Annotated in this window: 18 protein-coding genes; 6 read left to right on the forward strand and 12 right to left on the reverse strand. The window is 71.7% G+C overall.

Annotation, left to right across the window (positions count from 1 at the left end; translation table 11 throughout):
• Positions 1-67 precede the first annotated feature (67 nt).
• Together OG624_RS37385 and lanKC are read right to left on the reverse strand one after the other, a co-directional pair.
• Positions 68-205, reverse strand: coding sequence for a SapB/AmfS family lanthipeptide (locus OG624_RS37385; protein WP_030723876.1), 138 nt, complete (start codon positions 203-205; stop codon positions 68-70).
• Positions 202-2,892, reverse strand: a complete 2,691-nt coding sequence (gene lanKC / locus OG624_RS37390) for a class III lanthionine synthetase LanKC (protein WP_033216193.1) — start codon at positions 2,890-2,892, stop codon at positions 202-204. Before lanKC ends, OG624_RS37385 begins: the two co-directional genes overlap by 4 nt.
• A gap of 281 nt (positions 2,893-3,173) precedes the next feature.
• On the opposite strand from lanKC, the gene OG624_RS37395 reads away from it, so the two are divergent.
• Positions 3,174-3,665 carry a hypothetical protein gene (locus tag OG624_RS37395; RefSeq protein WP_033216195.1) on the forward strand — a complete coding sequence of 164 codons (492 nt, stop codon included), beginning with the start codon at positions 3,174-3,176 and terminating at the stop codon, positions 3,663-3,665.
• A gap of 238 nt (positions 3,666-3,903) precedes the next feature.
• Here the strand turns inward: OG624_RS37395 and OG624_RS37400 are convergent, their stop codons facing one another.
• Positions 3,904-5,169 carry a TerD family protein gene (locus OG624_RS37400; RefSeq protein ID WP_078909061.1) on the reverse strand — a complete coding sequence of 422 codons (1,266 nt, stop codon included), beginning with the start codon at positions 5,167-5,169 and terminating at the stop codon, positions 3,904-3,906.
• A 127-nt stretch (positions 5,170-5,296) separates the two neighbouring features.
• On the opposite strand from OG624_RS37400, the gene OG624_RS37405 reads away from it, so the two are divergent.
• A complete protein-coding gene (locus OG624_RS37405; RefSeq protein ID WP_033216197.1) occupies positions 5,297-5,611 on the forward strand; it encodes an NIPSNAP family protein in 315 nt (104 codons plus the stop codon).
• Positions 5,612-5,639: 28 nt separating this feature from the next.
• On the opposite strand, the gene OG624_RS37410 is transcribed toward OG624_RS37405, so the two are convergent.
• Together OG624_RS37410 and OG624_RS37415 are read right to left on the reverse strand one after the other, a co-directional pair.
• Positions 5,640-5,852 (reverse strand): hypothetical protein, encoded by a 213-nt coding sequence (locus tag OG624_RS37410; protein ID WP_033217021.1) that lies wholly within the window; start codon positions 5,850-5,852, stop codon positions 5,640-5,642.
• 190 nt (positions 5,853-6,042) lie between these two features.
• Complete coding sequence (locus tag OG624_RS37415; RefSeq protein ID WP_033216199.1) at positions 6,043-6,753, reverse strand: TetR/AcrR family transcriptional regulator C-terminal domain-containing protein; 711 nt, start codon at positions 6,751-6,753, stop codon at positions 6,043-6,045.
• Positions 6,754-6,895: 142 nt separating this feature from the next.
• Here OG624_RS37415 and OG624_RS37420 point away from each other — a divergent pair, with 142 nt between their 5' ends.
• Complete coding sequence (locus tag OG624_RS37420) at positions 6,896-7,621, forward strand: DUF4386 domain-containing protein (RefSeq protein WP_371640456.1); 726 nt, start codon at positions 6,896-6,898, stop codon at positions 7,619-7,621.
• A 26-nt stretch (positions 7,622-7,647) separates the two neighbouring features.
• Here OG624_RS37420 and OG624_RS37425 read toward each other — a convergent pair whose 3' ends face one another.
• Both OG624_RS37425 and OG624_RS37430 read right to left on the reverse strand, forming a co-directional pair.
• On the reverse strand, positions 7,648-8,742 hold the full coding sequence (locus tag OG624_RS37425; protein WP_371589442.1) for a polyprenyl synthetase family protein: 1,095 nt from the start codon (positions 8,740-8,742) through the stop codon (positions 7,648-7,650).
• A gap of 79 nt (positions 8,743-8,821) precedes the next feature.
• A complete protein-coding gene (locus OG624_RS37430) occupies positions 8,822-9,799 on the reverse strand; it encodes a threonine ammonia-lyase (protein WP_033216202.1) in 978 nt (325 codons plus the stop codon).
• A gap of 74 nt (positions 9,800-9,873) precedes the next feature.
• On the opposite strand from OG624_RS37430, the gene OG624_RS37435 reads away from it, so the two are divergent.
• Positions 9,874-10,776: a LysR family transcriptional regulator gene (locus OG624_RS37435; protein WP_371640457.1), complete on the forward strand. Its 903-nt coding sequence runs from the start codon at positions 9,874-9,876 to the stop codon at positions 10,774-10,776.
• A 57-nt stretch (positions 10,777-10,833) separates the two neighbouring features.
• Here the strand turns inward: OG624_RS37435 and OG624_RS37440 are convergent, their stop codons facing one another.
• Positions 10,834-11,925: a SpoIIE family protein phosphatase gene (locus tag OG624_RS37440; RefSeq protein ID WP_051762821.1), complete on the reverse strand. Its 1,092-nt coding sequence runs from the start codon at positions 11,923-11,925 to the stop codon at positions 10,834-10,836.
• Positions 11,926-12,527: 602 nt separating this feature from the next.
• On the opposite strand from OG624_RS37440, the gene OG624_RS37445 reads away from it, so the two are divergent.
• Together OG624_RS37445 and OG624_RS37450 are read left to right on the forward strand one after the other, a co-directional pair.
• On the forward strand, positions 12,528-13,445 hold the full coding sequence (locus OG624_RS37445) for an SAM-dependent methyltransferase (protein WP_033216209.1): 918 nt from the start codon (positions 12,528-12,530) through the stop codon (positions 13,443-13,445).
• Complete coding sequence (locus OG624_RS37450) at positions 13,442-14,599, forward strand: terpene synthase family protein (protein WP_244290685.1); 1,158 nt, start codon at positions 13,442-13,444, stop codon at positions 14,597-14,599. The genes OG624_RS37445 and OG624_RS37450 overlap by 4 nt, the downstream gene beginning before the upstream one ends.
• 51 nt (positions 14,600-14,650) lie before the next feature.
• Here the strand turns inward: OG624_RS37450 and OG624_RS37455 are convergent, their stop codons facing one another.
• The 4 genes from OG624_RS37455 to OG624_RS37470 are packed head-to-tail and all read right to left on the reverse strand — an operon-like array spanning position 14,651 to position 17,418.
• The gene (locus OG624_RS37455; RefSeq protein ID WP_033216210.1) at positions 14,651-16,057 is read right to left on the reverse strand and encodes a cytochrome P450; all 1,407 of its coding nucleotides are present in this window, start codon (positions 16,055-16,057) and stop codon (positions 14,651-14,653) included.
• Complete coding sequence (locus OG624_RS37460; protein ID WP_033216211.1) at positions 16,054-16,674, reverse strand: GTP-binding protein; 621 nt, start codon at positions 16,672-16,674, stop codon at positions 16,054-16,056. Before OG624_RS37460 ends, OG624_RS37455 begins: the two co-directional genes overlap by 4 nt.
• Positions 16,655-17,014, reverse strand: a complete 360-nt coding sequence (locus OG624_RS37465; protein ID WP_033216212.1) for a DUF742 domain-containing protein — start codon at positions 17,012-17,014, stop codon at positions 16,655-16,657. Before OG624_RS37465 ends, OG624_RS37460 begins: the two co-directional genes overlap by 20 nt.
• On the reverse strand, positions 17,011-17,418 hold the full coding sequence (locus OG624_RS37470) for a roadblock/LC7 domain-containing protein (protein WP_030713382.1): 408 nt from the start codon (positions 17,416-17,418) through the stop codon (positions 17,011-17,013). Before OG624_RS37470 ends, OG624_RS37465 begins: the two co-directional genes overlap by 4 nt.
• Positions 17,419-17,423: the final 5 nt, after the last annotated feature.

Consider the following 17,423-nt stretch of genomic DNA (forward strand, 5'->3'; position numbering starts at 1 on the left):
CGGCCTCCGGGGTGTGGTGCGGGCCCGGGCGGTGAACCGCCCGGGCCCGGGAGGACCTGATCCCTGATCAGTTACAGGTCGTGATGCTCAGGCTGCTGTCGCCGCAGAGCAGCAGGCTGGCGCGGCTGCCGCCACCGCCTCCGTGCGCGGCCTCGGTGGTCTCTTCCTTCGGGGTTTCCATCGACTGCAGGTCGAGAAGCGTCATGTCCGTTTCCTCTTCACTGTGGTGTTCCGATGGGACACGGCCCCCGCGAGGGGGACCGGCTCTGGGACCGCCGCGGCCGACCGCGGCGGAGGGAGGAACGGCAGCTGCGCGCGCCCACCGGGCGCGGCGCTGCCGAGGGCGAGGAGCGCACCGGCCGTGCCCGTGGACAGGTCCATGGACAGGCGCATCATCTGCTCGCCGGGGAAGGCCAGGAAGCCGCGGTACGGGACCGCGTGCCGGGCCAGGGCCTCCACCTGGCGGGCGATGTCCGCGGGGCCGGATCCCGGACCCGGCGTGGTGGTCCGCGCCAGGTGGAGGATCATGCCGGCCGCGCCGCGGAACAGCCCGGGTTGGGCGTAGAAGGTCGCCTGGGCGGCGCGGACGATCTCCGGCCGGGCGCGTTCGAAGCGGTCGTCCCGCGCGTGCTCCGACCAGTCGTCCAGCACCATGCCGATCCCCACGCTGCCGGCGCCGAGGTAGGGCATCGTGCGCCAGCCCTCGTCGACCTGCAGTGTGCCGAAGGCGCTGGTCACACAACGGTCGAGGTCGCGATGCAGGGCTTGGCCGGCCCGGATCAACCACTCCTGGTCGCGGGTGCGTTCGTAGAGCCGTAGATGGAGCAGCGCGGGACCGCTGTGCCCGTGCAGCAGCCCGGCCCGGTTCGGACCGGACGTGGTCGCGGGGTCGGCGAGGAGCTCGGCGCAGCGCAGGGCCGCGGCGTGCAGTGCGCTCTCGCCGGTGGTCGAGCCCAGGGAGTCCAGGGCCAGGCCGATGCCGGCGAGTCCGCCGTGCAGGTCGGGTCCGACCGACTGCCAGGACTGGTCCAGCAGTTGCTCGGCCAGGGCCAGCGCCCGGTCGCGGTGCCCGAGCCGTTCCAGGGTCCACGCGAGACCGGCGAGGCCGTCGTAGAAGCCCAGCGGCATGCCGGAGGCCGGTTCCTTGGTCCGGGCCAGCAGCCATTCCTCGGCCTCGGGCCAGGGGTCGGCGCCGGTCTCGGCGAGCGCGTACAGCACACCGGCCGCGCCGTGGCCGAAGCCGGTTCCGCCGCCGGCGGTCGCGAACTGGGCCGGATCCCCGGGGAAGAGGCGGTCCTCGCGGTCGAAGGTGGCGCTCGCCCGGATCGCCGCCGTCATCGAGGCACGGGCGGCCTCCGGGTCGTTCGGTTCGACGGGCAGGTAGCGGCGGCGGGCGCGGGGTACGACCGCGCCAGGGCCGGAATCCGCGCGGGAGGCGGGGCCGGAGCCGGCGTCGGGGGCGGGACCGGGGTCGGTGTCGGCGAGGATCTCCCGTACCGCCTCGTCGAGGAATGCGCGGGGTACCGGGAACTGCTCGGCGGCGATGTCGGCCAGGTGCGCCGCCTTGGCCCGGTCCAGCACCAGCAGGCTGGTCAGCGGCAGGAACAGCGCGAGCCGCAGGCAGGCGAGGGCGTAGCGGTCGACGGCGAAGCCGCGTCGGCCGGCCGGGGCGACGAACGCCGGGTTGGCGACGGTCTGGCGGAGCCCCTCGTCCACGTGCGCGGCGGCCTCGAAGTCGAGCAGGGCGACCGACATCCCACCGGTGGCCTCGTCCTCCGCGACCATGATGTTGAACATGTGCAGGTCGTTGAAGACGATGCCGCGGGCGTGCACCGCCTCCACGGCCGCCGTCACCCGCCGATGGACCTCCAGGGCCCACCGGGTGTACTCCGCCAGCTCCGCGGGATCGGGGTCCGCCTCGATCAACGGGTGCCGGCGGGCGAAGTAGGTGTTGAGGGGTTTGCCCTCCAGGTACTGCATCACCAGGAAGTGGTGGTCGCCCACGGTGAAGGTGCCGTGGACCGCGGGCACACAGTCCGTCCCGGCCAGCTGTTCCAGGGCCCTGCGTTCACGGTGCAGCCGGGTGACGGCGTCCGCTCCGTCGGCCGCGAGCCCCGCGAAGGGGCGCGCCTCCTTGAGGACGACCGGCTCGCCGGTGCGCACGTCACGGCCGGCGTAGACACCGCCGCCGTTGGAGAAGTGCAGGGCCCGTTCGACCGTGTACGGAAGGCCTTCGAGGGTGACGGCCGCGCGTCGGGCCAGATGGGGCGCGAGGAAGGCGGGCGGTTCGACCCACTCGGGCGGTTGGAACACCGGACCCCGCGGGTCCGGCACGAGCCGGCCGTCCGGCGTCTCGATCGCCGGGACGAGTTCCCCGCGGTCGTCGTAGCAGTGCCGCAGGGTGAAACTGCCGTAACGCAGGTGCACGGGGCCGTCGTTCCAGCGCAGATCGCTCAGGATGTACGGGCCGGGCTCCCCGGCCAGCAACGCGTCGAGCTCCTCGGCGATCCGTCGGCACTGCTCCTCGTCCGCCGGGTACACGGTGAGGAACTTTCCGCTCGCCGCGCGGTCGGCGTACTTCGCGTTGCGCAGGTGCAACAGGTACCGGCTCGGCACGAACTTGAAAGCGATCCGGCGTTCCACGCAGTACGCGTGGACCCGTTCGAGGACGGACTCGGCGTTGTCCAGGCACGCCGAGACGTGGATCTTCCAGCCCTGGGAGGGAAGCCGGGCGTCGACGGGCCGCAGCGCCAGCCAGTCCCCGCTGCGGTGCGTCTGCCACCCCGCCGGTACGGGGGCCGTCGCGGCCGGGTAGCTCTCCTCGGTCCGCCGGTACGGCGCGTCGTAGAACCAGCGGTCGGCGTCGCAGAAGGCGGCGTACCCCTTGTTCACTCGTGCTCCCTCGGTCGGTGACGTGTCCACGCTGTCACGCGGTCCGAGGGCCGCGACAGTCGCGGCTGTCACCGATGGGGTGTGCAGTACGCACGAGTCACAAGGAGCCCGAGGAGGCCGATGCAGTTGCCTTTGAGTTGCGGTGACCGTCGCCCCGAGCGGCGCCGCCGCCTCCTCCCGGCCCGGCGCGGCAAGGGAAGGCAAACCCCGCCGCCCCGGTGCCTGTTTCCGATCTCGGACCCAGTGAAGGGCGGGTCTCACCTGGTGTTTAGGGTGCGGGCATGGCCGTCCCCGAGATCATCCCTGTCGCCCATGAGCCGGACTACCGAACGAGCACCATCGGCCGGTTCAGCGGCGGCCAGTTCCTGGCTTCGATCACCTACGCATCTCCGGACGGGTTCGCGATGGGGGACGGCTGGGAGGAGCGGAAGCGGCTTTTCGTCGTGCTGCACACGTTCGACCACGACGGGCACCATCAGGAGTCCGACATCTGGTGCGCCGGTACGTGGGCAGAGCAGATGAAGCGCCGGTACGACGCGCGCTCCGTGGTCGCCCGCGCGGAAGCCCGGCTGGCCGACGCCCTCGCCGGCCTCCCAGGGCGTACGTACTGTGACATCGCGATCCAGCCGTTCCAGGTCACCGTTGACGGTGTGGTCTTCGGCCTCATCACGGAATGCCATGCCGAGGACGAGGACGGCGAGCACGACTGGGCCGAGCTCTATCCGGATCGGTTGGGCTTCTCGGCTCCGTGGAACGGTGAGTACGACACCTGACAGACCGAGCCGTCGGCCGAGTCGGGAGGCCAGGCGCCTTGTCATCAAGATCGAGCTAGCCATGGGTGAGCACGACCCTGTCCAGTCGGTCATGCTCCATGTCCGGGGCGGGGAGGACGACGTGCTCCCCGTGAGGCGATCGCGTCCGACCGGGCGGCCGAACCCCAGCCAGGTGCCGACCGCCGGCGCCACGGTCGGCCAAGCAACTGGATCGGCCGGAGGACGCCCGGTCAGGTCGTCAGTCCTTGCTCGCCGACTGCCAGCTCATGTCCCAGCCGTACTCGATGTCCGCCGCCTGCTGCTTGAAGATGCCGGGCGCCGGCAGGAGGTACTTCGCCTCGCGTCGGACGATCAGCTCTCCGCCCACGTTCTCGATCAGGGCGATCGCGGCCACCGGAGAGGGGACGGTGCACTCGTCCAGGCGCACCTCGATCGGCGGACCGACGGGCGGATGAAGGGTGGCGACCCCTTGCAGGCCCGCGAAGCTGGTGGCCCCGGCGTAGATGACCACGAAGACCAGGACGCGCTTGATCTCGGCCGCGTGATCGAGGTTGATCATGAGGTTCTCGCCGGCCTCGCTCGCACCGGTCCGGTCGTCGTGGTCCAGCTGGATGTACGGCGGCTGGTGGAAGGAGCCGAACTGGTTGTCGATGGGGTGGACGATCCCCTTCGTTCCGTTCCGCAGCTCCCACAGGCAGGAGAGGTCGAGGTCGACGTCCTCCAGCCGCACGGCGTCGTTCCCCTTGCGCATCCACCCGCGCGGCGGCGCGGCGACGCTCCAGGTCAGATTCACGCGCATGCCGCCGGAGGTGGCCCCCTGCTTGGTCAGCGACACCGCGGGGGCCGCCTTCGTCAAGGTGATCTTCGACAGCCGTACCGGGCGGGTGGGCGCGGGTACGGTCACCTCCGGCCGCACGGGCGCCGGAACGGGCGCGGGCGGGGCCGGGGTCGGGGACGGGGACGGGGACGGGGACGGGGCGGGATCGTCCACCGTGATCCCGAAGTCCGTGGCGAGACCGGCCAGCCCGGAGGCGTACCCCTGACCCACCGCCCGGAACTTCCACGCACCGGCCCGCCGATACAGCTCCCCGAGCACGAACGCGGTCTCCGACGTGGCGTCCGTGGCGTCGAACCGTGCCGTCTCCTCGCCGCTCCGCGCGTCCAGCACGCGTACGAAGAGGCCGGACACCTGACCGAACGTGCCGTCGGTGGAAGCCGCGACCACCACGGTCCCGATCTCCTCCTCCACCCCGGACAGCGTCACCCCGATCGTTTCGAGCACGCCCGCGCCGTCCTGGCGCCGCCCCTCGTGACGCACGGCGCCACTGGGGTGCGTGGGCTGGTTGTAGAACACGAAGTCGTCGTCCGACCGCACCTTGCCGGCGGCCGTCAACAGCAGGGCCGACACGTCCACATCGGGCGCACCAGGACCCCCTCGCCAACCCAGCTCCACCCGGACCGCGGCACTCGGCACCGGTACGTTGGCACCCTTGCGCATGGACATGCGGTTCCCCCTTCCGCTGCTTCACTCCGACTCCCGCAGCGTACGAGGATTCGGCCCGATCCCCGCCCCGAAGGCGGCGATTGCCTCCGCCCCGGGGGAAGTCACGGGGCCCCGGCATGATGGGGCGGTGATCACCATTCATCTGAAGTACGAGATCGACGTCGACAAGCTCGCGGACTTCGAGGAGTACGGACGCCGTTGGGTCCGGCTCGTCAACCGGTTCGGAGGTACCCACCACGGCTACTTCCTGCCCAGTGAAGGCGACAGCGACATCGCCTACGCCCTCTTCTCCTTCCCCGGCTTCGCCGCCTACGAGCGGTACCGCACGGACAGCGTGTCCGATCCGGAGTGCCAGGCCGCCTTCGACCTGGCCCGCGAGACCCGCTGCATCAAGCGGTACGAGCGCCGCTTCCTGCGGCCGCTCGACACCCCCGCCGTCTGACCGGTCCGGGCCGAGCCGCGAACTCACCTCACCCTTCGCGGTCCAGGACGCGGCGGGCCGCCTCGGCCTCCGCCGCGGGCGGTGACAACTCGTCGAGCGTGTCGAGCTCGTCGTCCGAGGCCAGCTCCCGCTCCCAGGCCGCCGCGAGCCGCTCCTGCTCCTCGCGCGGTCTGCCGGTGACGGCCTCCTGATGCTGCGGTCCGAGAGCCGCGAGGAATCGCCCGACCGCGTCCGTCGGCATGCCGTACTCCTTCTCGACGTGGGGGAGGGCACCGGCGATCGCGATGCCGTGCCTGGCCCAGGATGGCGAACCGGGTCGGAGCGGGCGCTCCGACACGGCGGTCCGCCACCCGAATGCCCGCGCCCGGTACCGACGAGCCGGACCGGACCGGACCGGACCGGACCGGACCGGACCGTCGAGCGGTTCCGCGTCACGAGGGTGTGGACCTCCAGCCCTGTCCGTGGAGTCGTTCGAACCCGTCCAGCAGGAGGTCCAGCGCGAATTCGAACTCGAACTGGTCGTCGCACCCCTCGCCGACGACCGTTCGCCGGTCGTGCGCCACCGCCCGGGCGAGCTCGGTGACATGGGGGTACCGCCGGGCCATTGCCTCGTACGCGGCTGCCTGAGCTCCTTCGTCCTGCGGTGCGGTACCCGCCGGGTCCTCGAACAACTCCTCGGTGAAGCCCAGCACCCGGCTGCCGAGGGCGTGCATCACGTGGTGGGTGAGGTCGGTCGAGAAGCCGCCGGCCAGGAACGTGCCGATCACCGAGTCGAGGTACGCGAGCACGGCCGGCGTCGGGCTGGTGCGCGACCGGATCACCTGAGCCGCCCAGGAGTGCGCGAGGAGGGCGCCACGCGCCCCGAGGATCCGCGCGCGGACCGCGCTCTTCCAGTCGGATCCGGGAGCCTGGCTCGCGATGCCCGCGACCACCACCTCCACCATGCCGTCCAGGAGTTCCTCCTTGTTGGCCACGTGCTTGTAGAGCGCCATCGGTACGACGCCCAACTCCTGGGCGAGTCTGCGCATGCTCAGCGCCTCGATCCCGGCGCCGTCGGCGAAGGCCACGGCGGCGCGCAGCACGCGGTCCCGGCTCAGAGGGGTCCGGCGCGGTTCCTGCGCTTCCTGCGGCTGCTCGGGCATGGGGGCTTCTCCCTCGATCCGTTCCCGGAGTGGGTGGTGCGGGTGGCGTCGACCGCGCCTTGACGAGTGTACGGCGTACACCTAGGGTGAGCGCCAACCATCAGGTGTACGCCGTACACCTTTGAGGGAGGGGCTGTTCCGTATGAGTTCGACCAGGAGAACCGCGATCGTCGCGGGTGTGCTGTTCCTCGTCACCGAGATCGCCGCGATCGGAGGGCTCGCGCTCTACCGCCCCCTTCTGGACGACGCCGGCTACGTCCTCGGGCCGGGCGCCGACACCCGGGTGTTCCTGGGGGCGTTGTGCGAGTTCGTCCTCGCGCTGGCGGTCACGGGCACAGGGGCCGTGCTGTACCCGGTGCTGCGCGGGCGCGACGAGGGGGCGGCCGTCGGCTATGTCTGCGGGCGGCTGCTGGAGGCCGCCGTCATCCTCGTCGGGATCGTCAGTGTGCTGTCGGTGGTGACGCTGAGGGCGGGGGCACAGGGCGCGGCGGGCGCCGACGAGGCCTCCCTGGTCACGGCCGGCCAGGCCCTGGTGGCCCTCCACGACTGGACGTTCCTGTTCGGGCCGAACTTCGTCCTCGGGGCCAACACCCTGGTCCTGGCCGGCCTGATGTACACCTCACGGCTCGTACCCCGACCGCTCGCCGTCCTCGGGCTGGTCGGCGGGACGCTGATCTGTGCCTCGGCGACCGCCGTGCTGTTCGGGATCTACGAGCAGGTCTCGGTGGCGGGGTCCCTCGCGGCGCTGCCCGTGTTCGCCTGGGAAGTGACCCTGGCCGTCCGGTTGCTGGCCAAGGGCTTCGACGAGGGCGCGGGTGTGGGTGACAGGACCGTCGGAACCGTCGGGGCTGCCGTGGCCGCCGTGTGACGGTCCTCGTCGACCCTTGCCGACTCTCAGGGCATCCGGTCCACGTTCCACATCGGCAGGCCCCGGAAGAACCCCACGGCCTCCGCGCGCCAGTACGGTTCCCAGGACGCGGCCTCGGCCGCGGCCGCCTCCGCGTGTCGCCGGATCTCCGCCTTGAGCAGCCGGTCCACGTCGGCGGCGCGGGCGATCTCCCGGATCCGGCCCAGGGTTTCGTCCGGGCAGCCGGGATCACCGAGCGCGGCTTCGACGAGGGTGGCGTCGGCCCCGGTCGCGGCGGCCAGCACCGCGCGCACGGCGTAGGTGCGACGGCCCGAGCGGATGTCCGCCCCGGTGGACTTCAGCTCGGCCGCCGGGCCGGCGTCGGACGGGCCGAAGAGGTCGAGGAAGTCGTCGCGCATCTGCTCGGTGATGCCCACCAGTCGGGAGTATCGGTGCAGACGCTCGCGGTGCGGTGCCGGATCCTCACCCGCGGCCAGCAGTCCCATCGTCAGCGGCGCCAGGATCGAGTACCGCGCGCTCTTGAAGTCGGTGACGGTGTGCAGGAATTCCTCGTCGGGCAGGGTGTGTGAGTCCCGCTCCAGGTCGGCGATCTGCCCGGCCACGGTCTCCGCCGCGGTGCGCGTGTGCACGCCGAGCAGCGCCTGACGGAGCTCGGCGGGAACCTGGGCCTCCAGCAGCACCTGGGTGGACAGGAAGGCGGCGAGGTCCCCGGCGAGGATCGCGAGCCCGAGGGCGGTGGCGTCCTGGCCGGGGAACTCCGAGCGGTAGGCGTAGTACGTCGAGGGGCCGCCGCGGCGCAGGGGCGCGTCGTCGATGATGTCGTCGTGGACGAGCCCGTGCGTCTGGAGCAGTTCGATGCTCAGCGCGGCCTCGGCCAGCCCCGGTATCTCGTCGGTGGTGACCAGCCGGGCCGCCTCGTACAGCAGGACGACCCGCAGTCGCTTGCCACCGCGCATGGAGAACTCCCGTAGGAGCTCCAGGCAGCGCGGTACGTACCGGCTGGGCACCGGGACGTCGAGACGTTCACCGAGGCTGTCGAAGTACCGCTCGAACCGGGCGTCGAAGCGGATCCGGTGACCGGCGACGCGTTCCAGGGTGGCGGCGGTGACGTTGGCATGCATGAAGATCAGTATCGACGACCGGCCACCCCCGTGGGTCGGCCGTCGACGCCGGACGGCGCTCGACGTCGCCGCGGACCGTTCAGCTCACCGAGGCCGCCGCGGAGAGGCAGGCCCGCAGGTCGCCCTCGCCGGCGTTGCCGCCCGTGCACATGATCGCCACCCGCTGCCCCGCGAGGTCCTCGCGCGCGGCGAGGAGCGCCGCCAGTGATGCGGCGGCGGCCCCCTCGGCCACCGTACGGGCATCACGCATGAGCACCCACTGGGCCCGCCGGATCTCGTCGTCGTCGACCAGCAGGAAGTCCGCGAGGTGCGCCCGGAGCAGACGCTGCGTGAGTTCGAAGCCCGACCCGGTGGCCAGCCCCTCCGCGGTCGTGGTGTTCGGACGCTCGACGCAGCGGCCCGCGCGCCACGAGTCGTGCGCGGCCGGCGAATGGCGGGACTGCACCGCGATGACCCGGCAGCGCGGGCTGATCGCCGCCGCCACCAGACAAGCGGCGGCGGCGCCGCTGCCACCGCCGACCGGCACGACGATCGCGTCGAGGTCCGGTTCCCGCTCGAAGACCTCCAGGTACGCGGTGGCCACGCCCGCGATCAGAGCAGGTTCGTTCGCCGCGCCGACCAGGCGCATCCCGCGCCGGGGTGCGAGCTGCTCGGCGTGGCGGCGGGCCTCGTCGAAGTCCGTTCCGTATGCGACCAGTTCGGCGCCGAGACGGCGTACGGCCTCGGCCTTCAGGGGATTCGGGTTCTCCGGCATGACGATGGTGCACGGGACGCCGAAGAGCGCGGCGGCATGGGCGAGGGACTGCGCGTGGTTGCCCGTGGAGTACGACAGGACACCGCGGGCGCGCTCGTCCGGGTCCATGGCGGCCAGGAGGGCGATGCCTCCACGGACCTTGAAGGCGCCGGTCGGCTGCAGGTTCTCGTGCTTGACCAGCACCCGCACACCGGCGCCGACGGAGGCGTCGAGGGCCGGATAGGAGAGCAAGGGGGTCGGGGACAGGTGCGCGCTCTGCAGACGACGCGCGCGAAGGACGTCGGAGATCGTCGGACTGTGCATGTCCTCATGCTGCGCAGGAGCCGATCCATAGGACAAATGTCAGTTTTCGATGAATCCATCGATATCATCGATGGATGTTCGACGAGAATCGACTCCGGGTGTTCGCCGCCATCGCCCGCGAGGGTTCGGTGACGGCTGCCGCCGCCGCCCTGCACTACGCGCAGCCGTCGGTCAGTCACCACCTCGCCAGGCTCGAAGCCGAAGCCGGGGTGCCGCTCGTCCAGCGGGCAGGCCGTGGCATCCGGCTGACCGAGGCCGGCCGGCTCCTCGCCGATCGCGCGGAGGAGATCCTCGGCCGCATCGATTCGGCCCGGACCGAACTCGCGGCCCACGCCGGGCTCAGCGCCGGACGGGTGCGCCTCGCGGCGTTCCCCTCCGCGCTCGCCACGGTCGTACCGACCGTGGCCGCCGCCTTCGGCGTCGCCCACCCGGACATCGAACTGGCGCTGACCGAGGCGGAACCCCCCGAAGCCCTGGCGGCGCTACGACGCGGCGAGGTCGATGTCGCCCTCACCTTCCACCACGGCGACGGCCTGCCCGGTGACCGCGAGGGCCACACCGTGACGTCGATCCTGCACGAGCCGCTCTACATCGTCAGCAGGGACGGCGCATCCTGGCCCGGCCCGCCCACCGACCTCGACACCTACCGTGACCAGCGCTGGATCGCCGGCTGCGAGCGGTGCCGCACGCACCTCCTGGCGGCGTGCGGGAAGCACGGCTTCACTCCTGAGATCGCCTTCGAGACCGACGACTACGTCGCGGCCCAGGCACTCGTCGCCGCCGGCCTCGGCGTCACCACGCTGCCCGGCCTCGCCCTGCGCGCACACCGCCACCCCGATGTGCGGATCGACCGCCTACCGGACGACCACCGCGTCGTGGACGCCGTCGTCTACGGATCCCCACCGCTCGCGGCCCCGGTCGACGCCTTCCTCCGGGTCCTCGAAGACACCGCCGTCGACACCGTCCCGTGGCCCTGAAGCCGCTCCCGCCCCAAGTAAAGATGGTCACGTGGAGCCCCCGACCGTCGGTCGGCCTCAGTAGTCGCACAGACGTACGGCCAGGGCGGCGATGTCGTCGTCGAGACGGCCCCTGCTGTAGTCGAGCAGGTCGCGGTGGAGTGCCGTGAGCAGCTCGTCGGGCGGCGTCGGGGGTTGTCGCCCCATCCAGGCCGCCAGCGGAAAGAACTCGCCGTCGCGCGCGCGGGTCTCGGCGATCCCGTCGGTGTAGAGAAGCAGCAGGTCGTCGGGGGCGAAGTCGAAGGTGTCGACGCTGTAGTGGTCGCCGATCAACTCCGCGAGACTGAGCAGGGGTGAGGGGGTGCTGGGTTCGAGGGCGCGGACCTTCCCGGCGTTCAGGAGCAGAGGTGGGGGGTGTCCGCAGTTGAGGATGTCGATCTGTCTGCCCCCGTGCGGGATCTCGACGAGCAGCGCGGTGGCGAAGCGCTCCAACGGCCCCTCGGGTGGGAAGGCGCCGTTGTACCGCATGCTGCTGGCATCCATCCGGCGCGCGATGGCGACCATGTCGGTCTCGTCGTAGGCGGCCTCCCGGAAGGCGTTGACGATCGCCGCGGCCGCCCCCACCGCGGGCAGGCCCTTGCCCCGCACGTCACCGATGAGCAGTCTGATGCCGAACGGGGTGTCGACCACCTCGTAGAAGTCCCCGCCGATCCGGGCCTCCGCCGCGGCCGCGAGATAGAGCGACTCGATCTCGACCCGGCCGAAGCGGCGCGGCATGGGGCTGAGCACCACCTGCTGCGCGGCGTCGGCGACGAGCCGGACCTGGAAGAGGGTGCGCTCGCGCTGGAGCCGGACGTGGCTTCCGTACGCGGCGGCCACGGTGACCGCGATGATCCCCGCGGCCGTCCACCACGTCCCCAGGTCGGGGAAGACCATGCCGAGGCCGATCATCAGGAGGAGGCAGACCGTCCCGAGCAGGACGGTGGGGAGCACCGGCCACATGGCGGCGGCGAGGGCCGGCGCCGCGGGCAGGAGGCGGCTGAAGGCCATCTCCGGAGGAGTGGCGTAGGCCAGGCTGGCAATGACGACGGTCAGGATGACCGGCGACAGCCGCACAAGTCTTCCCGGGCCGGGGCGCCGGCGGAGCCGCGGCCGTCCGGACTCGATCACACTTCACAGGATATCTACGTAATGAGGGCACAGCGCTCTGGCGATCGCAGTCGGCCGCCGGCACCGAATCGTCGGGCCGCGTCGACGGGGCCCTCGGGATCGGCCGGCCGCCGGCCGTCCCCGCGAGCCCCGCACACGGTCCGACCAGGCAGAACGTAGGGCATCCGGGCGCACCGGAAGCGTCGCGGCCCGCACCCGCCCGGGCCGGACCACCCTTGCGGACCGATCCTGTCCGCAACGGGGCGAAGCCCGGTCACCGGCACCGGCCGGCGGCCCTCCCGCACGGGCGGTATCTCGCCACCCTCGCCGGCCCGGACCGAACGGGTGCCGTCGGACGCCGTCGGATGCCGCCGACGCGGCCTTCGCGACCTGATGTGGCCGTCACCCCGACCCGATCGGCCTCGGCCCGGCCCGACGGCGCGTGCCGCTCGGCCCGCCACCGGCGATATTCGGACGCCGTTCCGTGTTGCTCCAGTGGGCTGACGTAGAGCCTGCGAAGTGCCACGATGATCCGTGCTTCGACAGTGTGCCGGACGGGACGCGGTGAGCGCGGTGACAACGTGTCCCGGAGGCAGCCCTACCCCACGAAAGGGCGGACACCCATGCGCGTCACCCCCCTCGTAGCGTCCTTAGCCGGCGATCGGGCTTCGACCTCGGACGATCCCATACAGCTGTATTACAGCCACAAGACCCAGGAGATCCTGCACAAGTACGGCCCGGGCCCGCGTGTCCACTTCCACGTGGGGCTGTACCCGGACGGCCCGCCGGACACCACCGTCCCCCAGAGCGTGGTGAAGCAGCGCCTGTTCGACGCGCAGGAGCGGATAGTCGAGCACTCGGCCCGAGCATGGGGCTCCCACGAGGCGCCCCCGCGGCGGCTGTTGGACATCGGCTGCGGCCTCGGCGGCACCTCGCTCTACTGGGCACAGGAACACGGAGCTTCGGTCACCAGCCTCACCGTCGCGGCCGAACACATCCCGATCGTCCGGCACTTCGCCCTGCAGGCCGGGGTCGGGGAGCGGGTGAACCCCGTCCTCGCGGATGTGCACGACCTGGACGAGATTCGCGCGTACGACGCCGTCTACGCCAACGAGAGCAGTGGCTACACCGACCGGACCCGGCTCTTCGAAGTCGTCGCCAAGGCGCTGGAGCCAGGCGGATGGTTCGGCATCCAGGAACACTTCGTCGGCCGCTCCACATGGCGCGAGTTCATCGACGGCTACTACAGAACGCGACTGGGACTCAGAGGGGAATACCTGGCCGCGGCCGAGGCGGCCGGGTTCGAACTCGTACACGAGGAGGACGTGACGGACTCGGTCGTGGAGTTCTGGGTGCAGTCCATGGCGTGGAACACCGCCGAACTCGACCGGCTCCGCGCGGGGGCCGACGCCGAGCCCGGCGCGTGGACCGGTGAGCGGCTCGAACAGTCGACGATCGCCCACAGCAGATTCTTCCGGCTCTGGCGCGACCACGCGGTGCAGACAAGGTTGCTGCAGTTCCGGATCGGGAGCCGCCGATGACGGTGCCACCCGTACCCGTACCCGCATCCGTACCCGCACCCGCGTCGCCACCGGTATCGCCGTCGGCGCCGCGCCCCTCGCGCCTCGGTGCGCGCCTGCCGTCCTTCTACTGCCCCCTGGAGCGCGACCTCGTCCATCCCCGGGCGAAACAGGTGGAGGCCCGCGCGGTCGAGTGGCTGGACGCCTTCGGCGTGTACCCCGATCCGGTCGAGCGCGCCTGGGGACTGGCCACCCACAGCGCCGACTTCTCCTGCCGCATCATCCCCGACGGAAGCGTCGACGCCCTCCTGCTCTTCGCCGAGTGGAACTACTGGGCCAACGCCGTCGACGACTGGCAGGATTCGGGCTCCGACGAGGTCGGTACGGGCGCCGTCGTCGAACACGGCGTACGCCTGCTGCGCACCATCGAGGACCCGGGGGCATCCGTACTGCCCGACGGACCGATGACCCGGGCACTGCTGGACCTGGTCCGCCGCACCCATGCCCTGCTCACGCCCTACGAACTGCGCAGGTTCGTCGAGGGGACGCGCGACTGGCTGCTCGGAGCGGCCTGGCGGTCCGCCCAGGCCGAGGCGGGAGTCATGCCGGGGCTGAACGACTTCGTCGCCATGGGGCCGTTGGCGAACGGCACGCGCTTCTCGCTGACCTGGTCCGACGTCGCGCGCGGGGACCGACTGCCGGCGGAGGTGCTCTGCTCCCGCGCCCTGACGGCGCTGACGGACGCGGCGGGATTCGTCGTCAGCGCGGACAACGACCTGTTCTCCTACGACAAGGACGATCACCTGGAGCCGCGGGAGGTGAACCTCGTCAACGTCCTCGCCCACGAGGAGAACTGCTCTCCCGCCGAGGCCGTACCGCTCGCGGTGGCCCTGCGCGACCGGGTGATGGTCCTCTTCATGACGCTCAGGGAGAAGCTGGAGGTCGGCGCGGACGCGGAACTGCGCCGACACCTGGCGGCGTTGGGCCACTACGTGGCCGGCTCCATCACCTGGCAGAGCCGGGCGCCCCGGTACGCGAGCCCCCGCAACCGGCACGAACTGCCCCTCGCGGAAGCCCGGTTCGCGATCCGGTTCGCCGATGCTCCCAGCCGCACCGGAACCGAGCCGCCGGACGTGCCCGCCCTCGCCTCATGGTGGCGGCACGTACGCGACTGAGCGAGGCCGAGGCCCCGGCCGGTGCGGCCGGGGCCTCGGTACGCGGAGCTGTCAGCCGATGCCGAGCAGCCGCCGCCACCAGCTGACCGCGCGACGCCGGCGACCGGGGACCACGGGCGCCGCCGTCGGCTGCGGCGGGACGAACACGTGCTCGGCGTGCTCGGGGTGCCCGGCCGGCTGCTCGACCTGGGGCTCCGCGTTCGGCGCGGAGCGCGGGGCGAACCGCACGGGCAGGGACAGCAGGTGGCGCGACATGAGGGTGCCGCGCCACTGCAGTTCGCTCGCGTCGACCGCCAGCTGGAGGTCGGGCAGCCGGTCCAGCAGGACCTCGATGCCGGTGTCCGCGATGGCGCGGCCGATGTCCTGGCCCGGGCACTCGTGCGGGCCGCTGCTGAACGCCAGGTGGGAACGGTTGCCGCGGACGGAGGCCTCGGGGTCCGGGCGGATCTGCGGGTCGGCGTTGCCCGCGGCCAACCCGAGCAGGATCATGTCGCCGGCCTTCACCTGCTGGCCGCCGAGCAGGGTGTCACCGGTGGCCCAGCGCCCGATGATCGTGTTGATCGGCGGGTCGTCCCACAGGACCTGCTCCAAGGCGTCGGGCAGCGTCATATGGCCTCCGGAGAGGCTGGCCCGGAAGCGCGGGTCGGTCAGCACGGTCCGCAGCGTGTTGGCGATCAGGTTGGCGGTGGTCTCGTAGGCCGCGATCAGCACGACGCGCAGGTGCATCAGCACCTCGGTGTCACTCAGGTTCGCGGGGTGCTCGATCAGCCAGGAGGCCAGGTCGCGCACGGGCCTGGCCTTGCGCTCCACGACCAGCGCTTCCAGCGTGGCGGTGACGTAACGGTCGCTCTGGAGGGCCGTCTCGGTCCCCTGGAGCATGTCGCGCGCCGCGTTGACCAGCAGCGGGCCGTGCTCGTCGGGCGCCCCGATGAGCTGGGTCATGACCAGCATGGGGAGCTGGTCGGAGAAGGCCGGCACCAGGTCGGCGTACCCTTCGCCCGCGATCTGGTCGACGAGCTGGTTGGCGAAGCGGGTCACGTAGCGGCGGATCCCGCGCTTGTCGAAGCGCTCCAGGGACTCCACCACGGCCGCGCGCAGCCGCTCGTGCACGGGACCGTCGGTGAAGTTGCACACCGGCACCCAGGAGACCATCGGGCCGAGCGGGGTGTCCGCCGGCACCCGGCCCTCGCGCATGTCGCGCCATCCCCGGGGGTCGCGGGCGAAGCGTGAGGACGTGCGCGCCACGTCCAGGTTCTCCCGGTGGCCGAGGACCAGCCAGGCCGGGAGGTCACCGCTCACCAGTACGGGGGCCACCGGCCCGTGTTCGGCCCGTAGCTTCTCGTACAGCGCGAGGGGATCGGCCTGGGCCTCCGCTCCGTGGAGCCGGTGGAGACCGCCCGCGGTCGCCGCCGCCGCGTGGGCGGGGCACTCGGGCGGTGGGGTGGGGGTGGTGCTCACATTGCCTCCTGGGTGGCTGCCTGGGAGTGCAGGTAGCGCATGAGGGTCAGCAGGACATCGCGGGACGAGTCCCGCCGTCTGGCGTCGCAGACGAGGATCGGGACGGCGGGGGGCAGATCGAGGGCCTGGCGCAGTTCCTCCAGCGGATGCTCGGGTGCGCCGGGGAAGGAGTTGACGGCCACGACGAAGGGGACGCCCCGCTCCTCCAGCCGTCCGATGACATCGAAGCTGATCTCCAGACGGCGGGTGTCGAGGAGGACGACCGCTCCGAGCGCGCCCTCGAAGAGCCCGCGCCACAGGAACCAGAAGCGCTCCTGGCCAGGTGTCCCGAACAGGTAGAGGACGAGCTCGTCGTTGATGCTGATGCGGCCGAAGTCCATGGCGACGGTGGTGGTGATCTTGCGGTCCACGCCCCAGGTGTCGTCGACGCCGACGCCGGCCCTGGTCATCGTCTCCTCGGTCGTCAGCGGCTTGATCTCACTGACCGCACCGACCATCGTCGTCTTGCCCACGCCGAATCCGCCGACGATGACGATCTTCACGGCAGCCGCGGCCGTCTGCGGGAGTATGTCCGCCGGGCTCGGCCCGGCGGGCGGCTCAGAGCTTCTGAAGTCCATCGATCACTGCCTCGATCAGAGCAAGGTCGGGTAGCTGCGCGGCGGGAACGGGCGGGCGGACGTATACGCGCTGAGCGGCCATCAGGTCCCCGACGAGCACGGTGACGACGCTCACGGGCAGGCCCGCGTACGCGGCGATCTCGGCCACCGACAGCGGTGACCGGCACATCCGCAGGATGGCCGCCTGCTCGGGCTGCATCTCGGGCCGGGCGGACCCTTTGGCCACGACTAAGGTCACGAGGTCGAGATGGACGGCGGTGGAGGGTCCGCTGCGTCCGCCGGTGATGACGTAGAGCCGTTCGGGGCTGCTGTCCTCCCAGCTTGTGGGTGGCTCATTCACGCGGGCTGCCCGTCATGTCGGGGCGGGCTGCTCAGGTGGTCCCCCATTCGGGTCACCAGGTTGCGCATCTGCGCGCCCATCAGGCCCGCGTCCACACCCTCGTCGGCGAGGACCGCGAGGTAGGAGCCGTCACCGGCGGCCATCAGGTAGAAGAACCCGCCGTCCATCTCGATCACGACCAGACGCATCCGGCCCTCCGAGCGGGGCAGTTCCGCGGCGACCGCTCCGGCCAGACTCTGCAGGCCCGCGCAGGCCGCCGCCAGGCGGTCGGCCGTGTCGGTCTCCGCCCCGTACTGCGCCACGCACAGCCCGTCCGCCGACAGTACGATCACGTGCCGCGTCTGCGGCACGCCGGCCGCCAGGTCCTTGAGCATCCAGTCCATGCTGCTGATTCGCTGGGTCATCACTG

Origin of the sequence: Streptomyces virginiae (genome assembly GCF_041432505.1) — a bacterium.
In the GTDB taxonomy this organism is placed as follows: domain Bacteria; phylum Actinomycetota; class Actinomycetes; order Streptomycetales; family Streptomycetaceae; genus Streptomyces; species Streptomyces virginiae_A.